This is a genomic window from Bacteroides togonis (assembly GCF_900130135.1).
Taxonomy (GTDB): Bacteria; Bacteroidota; Bacteroidia; order Bacteroidales; family Bacteroidaceae; genus Bacteroides; species Bacteroides pullorum.
Map to the genome: position 1 here is coordinate 2,207,853 of NZ_LT670820.1, position 10,635 is coordinate 2,218,487.

8 protein-coding genes are annotated in these 10,635 nt (G+C 52.5%); 4 read left to right on the top strand and 4 right to left on the bottom strand.

Annotation, left to right across the window (positions count from 1 at the left end; translation table 11 throughout):
- Window positions 1-182: 182 nt before the first annotated feature.
- Window positions 183-1,688: a TrkH family potassium uptake protein gene (locus BQ8005_RS09455; RefSeq protein WP_021846566.1), complete on the top strand. Its 1,506-nt coding sequence runs from the start codon at window positions 183-185 to the stop codon at window positions 1,686-1,688.
- Between the two features lie 117 nt (window positions 1,689-1,805).
- Window positions 1,806-2,471 carry a Crp/Fnr family transcriptional regulator gene (locus tag BQ8005_RS09460; RefSeq protein ID WP_021846567.1) on the top strand — a complete coding sequence of 222 codons (666 nt, stop codon included), beginning with the start codon at window positions 1,806-1,808 and terminating at the stop codon, window positions 2,469-2,471.
- On the opposite strand, the gene BQ8005_RS09465 is transcribed toward BQ8005_RS09460, so the two are convergent.
- From BQ8005_RS09465 to BQ8005_RS09480, 4 genes are all read right to left on the bottom strand, one after another.
- A complete protein-coding gene (locus BQ8005_RS09465; protein WP_394334117.1) occupies window positions 2,460-3,128 on the bottom strand; it encodes an SGNH/GDSL hydrolase family protein in 669 nt (222 codons plus the stop codon). The two genes, BQ8005_RS09460 and BQ8005_RS09465, sit on opposite strands and share 12 nt — an antisense overlap.
- 162 nt (window positions 3,129-3,290) lie before the next feature.
- Complete coding sequence (guaA, locus tag BQ8005_RS09470; RefSeq protein WP_021846569.1) at window positions 3,291-4,844, bottom strand: glutamine-hydrolyzing GMP synthase; 1,554 nt, start codon at window positions 4,842-4,844, stop codon at window positions 3,291-3,293.
- Between the two features lie 232 nt (window positions 4,845-5,076).
- A complete protein-coding gene (locus BQ8005_RS09475) occupies window positions 5,077-5,622 on the bottom strand; it encodes a GNAT family N-acetyltransferase (RefSeq protein ID WP_075317871.1) in 546 nt (181 codons plus the stop codon).
- A gap of 362 nt (window positions 5,623-5,984) precedes the next feature.
- Complete coding sequence (locus BQ8005_RS09480; RefSeq protein ID WP_075317872.1) at window positions 5,985-7,631, bottom strand: diphosphate--fructose-6-phosphate 1-phosphotransferase; 1,647 nt, start codon at window positions 7,629-7,631, stop codon at window positions 5,985-5,987.
- Between the two features lie 154 nt (window positions 7,632-7,785).
- On the opposite strand from BQ8005_RS09480, the gene BQ8005_RS09485 reads away from it, so the two are divergent.
- Together BQ8005_RS09485 and BQ8005_RS09490 are read left to right on the top strand one after the other, a co-directional pair.
- Complete coding sequence (locus tag BQ8005_RS09485) at window positions 7,786-9,147, top strand: DUF3667 domain-containing protein (RefSeq protein ID WP_075317873.1); 1,362 nt, start codon at window positions 7,786-7,788, stop codon at window positions 9,145-9,147.
- Between the two features lie 29 nt (window positions 9,148-9,176).
- Window positions 9,177-10,448 (top strand): DUF3667 domain-containing protein, encoded by a 1,272-nt coding sequence (locus BQ8005_RS09490; RefSeq protein ID WP_075317874.1) that lies wholly within the window; start codon window positions 9,177-9,179, stop codon window positions 10,446-10,448.
- The last annotated feature ends 187 nt before the right edge of the window (window positions 10,449-10,635 follow it).

Consider the following 10,635-nt stretch of genomic DNA (forward strand, 5'->3'; position numbering starts at 1 on the left):
AGCCCCCCGCATGGCTCTTTCATTTAAAAGCCACTTCCGCCGTCTTTCATCAAAAGGGTCGTGTAGGCTCTCACTCATTTTCACAGCAAAAAGTTGTTTTATTCACCATACAAGCTTATTTTTGTCCTGCCAAACAAGGTTCACTTAACGACAAAAGATATTTTCTATATACATCAATAATCATGGAAGGGTTTAATACTGAGACATTGTACAACCAATCGAAGCGAAAGCACAGCCTCATCAACAAAAAAATCATCGCACGCGTGCTGGGCATCTTGCTGTTTTTGGAAGCCATCATGTTCCTGATTTGCGCACTGGTGTCGTGGTACTATCAGGAAAAAGAAGCATTCACCTTCCTGCAAACGGCAGGCATCAATACCCTTGTCAGCATTATCCTGATTTTACTGAGCCGCGGCGCTGAACGCAGAATGAACAAACGTGACGGCTACTGCATCGCCAGCTTGGCCTGGGTACTGTTTTCCGCCTTCGGTATGTTGCCCTTCTATCTCAGCGGAAGCGTGGACAGCATCACCAATGCCTTCTTCGAGACCATGTCGGGCTTCACCACCACAGGAGCCACCATCATGGACAACATCGACAGCCAGCCACACGGTATCCTTTTTTGGCGTAACCTCACCAACCTGATAGGCGGCTTGGGTATCGTAAGTTTCGCGCTTGTCCTCCTGCCCATCTTCAACGAAGGCAATGTACAACTATTCTCGGCCGAAGCCACCGGTGTGACCCAAAACAAGCTACATCCCAAAATCAGCATCATGATAAAACAGATCTGGGGAGTCTATCTGCTTATCACGCTGCTGGCCGCCGTACTGCTCCGTGTGGGAGGAATGAACTGGTTTGACGCCGTCTGCCATTCGTTCGCCACCATCGCCACCGGCGGCTATTCCACCAGGCAGGCCAGCGTGGCCTACTGGAATTCGCCCTTCATCGAATACATCATCTCCATCTTCATGATTATAGGCGGCCTCAACTTCAGCCTCATCTTCCTCGCCGCCAAGGGCAAGGTCTCCAAGATATGGCACGACGAAGAGACCCGCTGGTACCTTTGGTCGGTCGTCATCCTCACCGTGGCCTGCACCGCCGCTCTAGTGATAGGAAACGGCTACGGCACGGAAGAAGCCTTCCGCAAGGCATTGTTCCAGGTGACCACCGTCCACTCCTCCTGCGGCCTCTCCACCGAGGACTACAGCTCGTGGCCGCCGTTCACGTGGGTGCTGCTCATCTTCGCCATGCTGGCAGGCGGCTGCACCGGCTCCACGGCCGGCGGCATCAAAGCCGTGCGTTTGCAGATGATGGCCAAAGGCATACGCGGCTGCTTCCGACGCATGCTCCACCCCAACGCCATCCTGCCGATACGCATCAATCGGCAGACCATCGCGTCCAACACGGTGCTGGCCGTAGCCTTCTTCGTATTCCTCTACTTAGTCCTTATCATGACGGGCTGGCTGGCCCTGATGATACTGGGCGTAGAGTTCAGCGACGCATTCGGCGTAGTCGTGTCGAGCATCGGCAATACGGGTATCGCCATCGGCCACTACAGCCCGGCCTACTCATGGAATGCCCTGCCCGAAGCCGCCAAGTGGATATCAGCGTTCCTCATGCTGGTAGGCCGTCTTGAGATATACTGCGTGCTGCTGCTTTTCTACCCCAGCTTCTGGAAAAACCGATAGCATAAAGCAGAGTGAATAGCACTTTTAAGAAATAATAAAAAAACAAAATGGGGAAGTGATAATAAAGACGCAGCCGCCAATAATGATTATTTTTGTTTCAAATGGAAAGGGACCCCTATGACAACAATCTTCGATACACTGCTGCAACTTCCCCTGTTCCAAGGACTGGCCATGGAGGACTTCACCAGCATCCTGGAAAAAGTGAAACTGCATTTCGCCAAGCAAAAGGCTGGAGAGATCCTCGCACAAGAAAGTATGCCGTGCGACAAGCTGATATTCATCCTCAACGGGAGCGTAGCCATGACCACCACCTCGACAGACAGGCTCTACAGCCTGACCGAATACTTTGAGGCCCCTTATCTGATAGAACCCCAGTCGCTGTTCGGACTCTATACCACCTACTCGGCCAAATATACAGCCACCACCCCGGTAAACAGCATCAGCATCGACAAGACATCCATCCTGAACGACCTGCTGAAGTATGACATCTTCCGGCTCAACTACCTGAACATCATCAGCAGCCAGCTGCAGTTCCTCAACAAGAGCGTCTGGCAGCCTGCGGCCGGAGATGTGGAGGCACGCATCCGCTATTTCATACGCACGCATCTGAAACGGCTGCAAGGCCCCAAATCGCTGAAGATAAAGATGGAGGACCTGGCCACCATCGTAAACGACACGCGCAACGGGGTATCAAAAGCCTTGAACAGCATGCAGGACAAGGGGCTGCTGGAACTGCACCGCGGAGAAATCGTCATTCCAGCAGCCGAAAAGTTATTTACCTGAACCGTTGCCCAGCACCTCTGCCACTACTTTTTTGACTAAAGGTTCCATTACACGATAGCCGTCCAGTGTAGGATGCACACCATCTTTCGAATAAGCAGCATCAAGCGAATGTCCGTCATCTGCCAACAAAGCATGATAGTAATCTACATAAGGCAAGCCCTGTTCGGCCGCATAGGCAGCAATACGTTTGTTCAGTGCGGCAATCTTCTGAGGAGCGTCTGTAATGGTCTTGTTCCAACCAAACGCAGCAGCCGGTAATACGGAAGTCAGAACAACCTTGATATCATTGGCACGTGCCAACTCTACCATCGAGACAATATTTCCAAATGTATATTCCTCCACATAAGGCCCTGTATTTTCGGCTACATCGTTCGTACCAGCATTGATAACTACTACTTCAGGTTTCAGTTTAATAACGTCCTCACGGAAACGCAACAGGAACTGATAGGAGGTTTGTCCGCTGATGCCACGTCCTACGTATCCGTTCTCCTCGAAGAACTGGCCATCTGTCCGCACCCATCCTTCCGTAATGGAGTTTCCCATAAAGACTACCCTACCTTTGACTGTACCACTTTGTTCCTGCTGCAACACGCGATTGCTTTCAGCATAACGTTTCAGATTCGCAAAATCCTTGTTTTGTGCATTGCACACGGCCATTCCCAGCATCAACAGCAGAAAGACACAGGCCCCTAAATAAAGTCTATTCTTCATTGTATAATCAATCTATAAAAAAGCACAGACAACGCAGGGATGCGGATGTTTCCGAACAGCCCGTGATGCCTGTGCTTTCTCTATTTAAAAAATATTATTACCTAAGGTTTATTCCCATTCGATAGTCGAAGGTGGCTTCGAGGAGATATCATAGGTGACGCGGTTCACACCCTTCACCTTATTGATGATGTCATTCGAAACCTTGGCCAGAAACTCGTAAGGCAAGTGTGCCCAGTCGGCGGTCATGGCATCGGTAGATGTCACGGCACGCAGAGCCACGGCACGTTCGTAGGTACGTTCGTCGCCCATCACACCAACGGACTGGACAGGAAGCAGGATGACGCCTGCCTGCCATACCTGATGGTAGAGCGTGGTTTCATTGCCTTTTTCATCGGTCACCTTCCAGTCGCGCAGACCTTGGATGAAGATATCGTCGGCGTCCTGCAAGATGCGTACCTTCTCGCGGGTAATGTCACCCAGGATACGCACGGCCAGACCCGGACCGGGGAAAGGATGACGGCTGATGAGGTGATCGGGAATGCCCAGCTGACGGCCCACGCGGCGCACTTCGTCCTTGAACAGCCACTTCAGCGGCTCGCAGAGCTGCAAGTGCATCTCTTCGGGCAGGCCGCCCACGTTGTGATGGCTCTTGATGGTCTTGCCGGTAATGTTCAGGCTCTCGATGCGGTCAGGATAGATAGTACCCTGTGCCAGCCATTTGGCATCGGTTATCTTATGTGCTTCGGCGTTGAACACTTCCACAAAGTCACGACCGATGATCTTACGCTTCTGTTCGGGGTCGGTCACGCCCTCCAGGTCCTTGAAGAACTTCTCGCTGGCGTCTACACCGATGACGTTCAGTCCCAGACACTCGTAGTCGTGCATCACGTTCTTGAACTCGTTCTTGCGCAGCAGACCGTGGTCCACGAAGATACACGTCAGGTTCTTGCCGATGGCCCGATGGAGCAATACGGCAGCTACCGACGAGTCTACACCGCCGCTCAAGCCCAGAATGACGCGATCGTTGCCTACCTGTGCCTTCAGCTCAGCTACGGTCGTATCGACAAACGAAGCGGCACTCCAGCTCTGGCTGCAGCCACAGACGTCGACTACGAAATTCTTCAGCATCTGCGTACCATCCTCGCTATGGAACACTTCGGGATGGAACTGTACGCCCCACATCTTTTCGCCCTCGGCCTGATAGGCAGCGATTTTCACCTTGTCGGTCGAAGCGATGACGCGGAAGTTGTCGGGGATAGCCGTGATGGTATCGCCGTGGCTCATCCACACCTGCGTATTCTCGCGCACGTCCTTGAAGAGCACGTTGCTCTTGTCGAAGGTGCTGAGGTGGGCACGTCCGTATTCGCGTGTACCAGCCGGTTCAACCTTACCGCCGTTGCTGTACGAGATGAACTGGGCGCCGTAGCAGATACCCAGAATGGGATACTTGCCGCGCAGCTGGCTCAAGTCCACCTTGAAAGCGCTCTCGTCGTAAACGGAGAACGGGCTGCCCGAGAGGATGACTCCCTTCACACTGTCGTCGCCTTGCGGGAACTTGTTGTAGGGCACAATCTCACAGTAAACATTCAGTTCGCGGATGCGGCGGCCGATGAGCTGCGTAGTCTGCGATCCGAAATCGAGAATGATGATTTTTTCCTGCATATATGTGTCTATTGATAAAATGATTGTTTCAAGTTTGATTGATTGTGCAAAAATAGCGAAAGGCGAAAGCAATACAAAATAAGCCCGCTTATTTTTATTGCTGAGCCGCATCCTATTTTCGTGCAACAAAAATAGTGAAAGGTAAGCGCATAGGCAAATGAAAACGAAGTTTTTAATTAGCCCATACCCCACCGCCTCTTGGTGTTCAGTTACATTATAGTCCCCCAAAACACTACATCGGAGATTTCATTGCTTTCCATTCTTCTTTAGTCAACAATGTAAAATGTTCCGTCCGAATGTCTCCCAATGGAGAAGTCTTGCCTTCCTCTGTATGATGAAATTTAAAACCACATTTATCCATCACTCTACGCGATTTGATATTTCCGTCATAATAACCACACCAAACCCTTTTGATATCAAGTTCATCAAAACAGCGTATTAACAAACGATTTACAGCCTCTGGTATAAGCCCCTGCCCCCAAAAAGGAACACCGATCCAGTATCCAATCTCTGCATCCCCCTCCTCCATCTCTGCACTGTGTAAACCGTCACTAAACATAATGCCTACACTACCAATCGGTTCATTGGTTTCCTTCAGCACTACAGCATATGTTTCCGGAGCAGAAAAGATATCACGTATTACTTCCCTACTGTTTTCAATTGACGTATGCGGCGGCCAACCAGCAATTGGACCTATAGCCGGATTTTGCGCATATTTATAAAGCGATTCTGCATCATCTTCCGTCCATCGTCGAAGTATAAGTCTCTCAGTTTCCATAAATCAATCATTTGGGATGTCTTTACATAAAATACGATTCACTTATGCCCCTAAAGGTAAGCATTTATCTGAAAAAATCTTTCCCCAATAGATTATTTTGTAATAACACCCACATTGAACCGTCAGTACAAAGGCGTTAAACCGACAGTTTAAACGGAGTAAACTGACGGTTTAAACGGATTAAACTGGCAGTTTAAAGCTATTAAACTGAGAGTTTATTTCGGATAAACAAAAATAAACTACTACACATCTGTTTTCCAATAACTTGCAATTACAGGTCCAGAGGGCGGACAGGTACAAAAAAAGATTGCAGGAACACACTGCTCCTGCAATCTCTTATATATACCTTATATTATATAGGCTTATTTACCTTGCTCCAGCTGCAATGTCTTGGTAGGCTGGTCGCAAACTTCCGTAGGACCGAAGTACTGGATAGGACCCGGATATACGTAAGCTGTTTCCATAGCCCACTGCTCGCGCTGTGCGGCGAAAGCCTTGAAGGGCGCACCGTCCAACTTCACGAGAGCCTTCTGGATAACGGGCTTCATTTCGCCATGACGACGCTCCATGTTCATCATCATCGTGATGGGCACACCACCTGCAATCCACTCTTCGGCAGGAGCTGTAGTGTTGCGTACAGACGACATGTAGCCAGTCTTGCCCTCACCAATCAGAGCGGCAGCCGTATAACCCAACGAGTAGCAGTAGTCGGCATCGAAGTTCGACGGAGCGGCGCAACGTCCTTCATAACCGAAGAAGTGGTGCTGAGCAGCGAACTTGCCTACATACTTGCCTTCTTCCTTCCAGGCAGCCAGCTTGGTAGCAACCATTTCAGAAAGCAGTTTCTCTGTTTCGATCAGCGATACCTGTACGTTGCCGTGCGGGTCGCGGTCGAGTGTCAGCTGACGGGCTACGCCTTCGGGCAGGCTGGCATAAACAGCCGAGTTGGCCGGAGACAGCTTGCTGATGATATAGTCACGCTGGTGAGACTTCTTGATGTGAGAGAACTCTTCGGCGTTGGCAGCCAGGAAGTCATTCAGTTCGGCGATGAGTCGCTTCATGGCCGGGATAAACTCGATCAGACCTTCAGGGATGAGGACAGTACCGAAGTTGTTGCCCTGAGCAGCACGGTCGGCCACTACCTTGGCAATGTAAGTCACGATGTCGTCCAGTGACATATCCTTAGCCTCCACTTCCTCGGAGATGATGCAGATGTTAGGCTGTACCTGGAGAGCACACTCCAATGCGATGTGAGAAGCCGAACGGCCCATCAGCTTGATGAAGTGCCAGTATTTGCGTGCCGAGTTGCAGTCGCGCTGGATATTGCCGATTACTTCAGAGTAGGTCTTGCAGGCAGTGTCGAAACCGAAGCTGGTCTCGATCATGTCGTTCTTCAAGTCACCGTCGATGGTCTTGGGGCAACCGATAACCTGTACGCCGTAGTTCTTTGCAGCATAGTATTCGGCCAATACGCAGGCGTTCGTATTGGAGTCGTCACCACCAATGATAACCAGCGCCTTGATGCCCAGCTCCTTCAGGATTTCATAACCCTTCTCGAACTGGTCTTCCTTCTCCAGTTTCGTACGGCCTGAGCCGATGATGTCGAAACCACCGGTATTGCGGTACTCGTCGATAATGTCGGCCGTCAACTCCATGTAGTTGTGGTCAACCAAGCCACCAGGACCAAGGATGAAGCCGTAGAGCTTGTTTTCGGGGTTCAGCTTCTTGATACCGTCGAACAGACCAGAGATGACGTTGTGTCCGCCAGGAGCCTGACCACCAGAAAGGATAACGCCTACGTTCATTACAGGGAATGAAACAGCCTCGGCAGAAGTTTCGAACTTGATGAGCGGCATGCCGTAGGTGTTGGGGAACAGCTTCTGGATAGCCTCCTGGTCGGCAACCGACTGGGTAGCCTCGCCAGCTACAGCTTTCACATGTCCTTTCAACGCCTTGGGCAACTTGGGCTGGTAAGCAGCCCTTGCGATTTGCAATGCACTTTTAGTCATATTGTACTATTTGTTTAAAGGTGAATATACTTTACCGTCTAAAGGTGGTGCAAATTTCGCTTTTTTCCCGTAGACTACATAACTTTTTTAAGTAAAACCTAAGCAACTATCACATTTTTTATATTTTTGCCGCCGAATAACAAACACACGCCTTATGCTACAAGACTGGAAAGAACGCTGGAAAGCCCGCTCCCGACGCGTGCGTCGTAAGATAGAACTGCTCCGCCTGAAGCGGATACGCCAGAAAAAAACGCCGAAATACTCTCATTGCAAAAACTGCGGTACGCCGCTTGAAGGTATGTACTGCTACCGCTGCGGCCAATATGCACTCGACGTGGAACAGCCTTTCTGGAAGTACGTGCGCCAGTACTTCGAGAATGTCTACCAGTTCGACACCAAAATATGGCGCACCCTGTGGTACCTCTTCACCCGCCCCGGCTTCCTGACTGCCGAATTCAACGCGGGCAAAATCAACTCCTACGTCCATCCCTTCCGCCTGTACATGTGCATCTCCGTGGTGTTCTTCGCCGTGTTCTTCATGCTGGTGGGCGAACGGGCGAACGATTTCAACGCGCTGAACGACGGACGGTTGCGCCGCAGCATCGTGGAACAGCTCGGAACGCCTGCCGCCGGAGCCGATACCACTATCTACCTCTACCAAGCGCCACGACTGGTGAAGACCCTCAAGCTACGCTTCGGTATGGAGAGAGCCGACAGCCTGGTGCGCTACCAACCCATCGACAATCCCTATGGACTGTCGCGCACCACCCTGCCACGCCTGCTGGCGGACTCCTGCTTCAAGCAGACCGATATCCTGCCGGAGGACTGGGACTTCATCCGAAAATCGCGTGCCCTGAAGAACCTGAATATCGAAAACTGGATAGACGGACGTGACTACGGTCCGGACAACGTGGCCGCCATCCGAACCTTCCACGTGGACAGCACCTACATGCAGACGGCCGAAGGCAGAGACAGCCTCGTGCTGCGCCCGCAGCGGGTCTGGCTCTGGACGGACGAGGTGAAGAAGGACGCCGAGACGGACGAACTGCAGAAGCAACTATTCGTCAACGACCTCGTGGGCGGCCTGTCCAAGTGGACACCCTTCTACATGATGTTCCTTCTGCCGCTGTTTGCAGCCCTGCTGAATCTGTTCTACCGTCGTAAGCAGATGCCCTACATGTGGCACTTCGTCCACGCCATCCACCTGAACACCGTCTTCCTCATCCTGATCTGCATCCCGCTGGTGCCGCTCTTCGCCTACGGGCTCGACGACCTGATGGCAGCCGGACAGACACTGAACACGGCGCAGCTGAACTCCCTGCGCATCACCCTCGTCGGTTTCCCCGTCGTCATGTTCCTCTATCTGCTCATGTCCTTCCGCACGGTTTACCGCCAGGGCTGGGGCAAGACCACGATGAAGGCGGTGCTGTTCTACGTACTGTTCACCGCCATCGCGTCGCTGCTGGCCGCCGCACTGTTGTTGTGGCTGTTGGCAACAGAAGCAGAGGCAATTTGAATGAACAATGAATAATGAAGAATTAAGTAATGAAACTCATAGAAACACTCCGACAACGACAACTCCGCATCCGGCGAAACATCGAGGCCATGCGCCTGCGACGCATCCGCCGCCACACCCGCCCCGGCTACACCCACTGCATGAACTGTGGCACCCGCCTGAAGGGCATGTACTGCCACCAGTGCGGCCAATACGCCCTCGACATCCACCAGCCCATCTGGAAATACATCCGTCAGTATTTCGAGAACGTCTACCAGTTCGACGGCAAGATATGGATGACGCTGCGACTGATGTTCACCCGACCGGGCTTCCTAACTAACGAGTTCAACGACGGTAAGATCAACTCCTACGTGCACCCCTTCCGACTATACATGTGCATCTCCGTCGTCTTTTTTACCCTGTTCTTCATGGCTGCCGGACGCGCCACGGACCGCGCACTGCTGTCCATAGCCGGCGAGCAGATACCGGACACGGTGATGAACATCCTGAACCGTGCCGACGTCGCCCTCCCGGACACGACGGTTTATGCCTACAACACTGAGACGCTGCTCCAAGTGCTCGACGCCCGCGGAGCCCAGCACGCCGACAGTCTCGTCCGCCTGCACTACGAGGACCGCGGCGACGAACTGAACCTCGTTACCCTGCCCCGCTTGCTCTTCGACTCGTGCCTGACGCGCACCGCCGTCCACGAGGAGACGCAGACCGAGGTCAGCGTCCTGCGCCGCACGGCACGCTTGGGCACGCCCGACGAAGAAGAGCGGTTCTACCTGGACCTGCCCATCGACACGGTAACGGGCCGTATCACGACCGACACGTACGACTGGATGACGCGCCTCGACCAAACTGACCAACTGCACCAGCAGGCCACGGCCTCGTTCGTCCTCGGCCAGCTGTCCAAGTGGACGCCCCTGTTCCTGATGTTCCTCCTGCCCGTGCAGGCGCTGCTGTTCAAGCTCTTCTACCGCAGCCGCCGCTACATGGAGCACTTTGCCCACGCCACGCACCTGAGCAGTCTCCTGCTTGTGCTGCTCGTCGCGCCCGCTGCCATCTTGCTGTGGCACTTCAACGTGGACCGCTACAGCGATGTCTTCACCAACGGCGTGGAAGACACCATCATCTTCCTCACGCCCCTCGCCCTGCTGACCTACCAGCTCGTGTCGATGCACGTCGTCTACCGCGAGGGCTGGAGCAAGACCACGGCGAAGTGCCTACTCACGTTCTTCCTCTTCAACCTGCTGGCGCTCGCCACGGCAACGGGCCTCATCGCATGGCTGGCGGCCAAGGCAATGGGAAGGGTTTAAAATTTTAGATTTTTGAGGTTATATATACGCGCTCGTCAATATGTAAATAAAATCAACATACTCTCCACCGTTAGAAATTCGGCCTCATGTACAGACAAGGAAACAGCTGCGTAAAAAAAATAAGCCACCACAGCTGCATGTCAGCAACCGTGGCGACTTATATGATTCCGGAGATAAAAAGAACAAC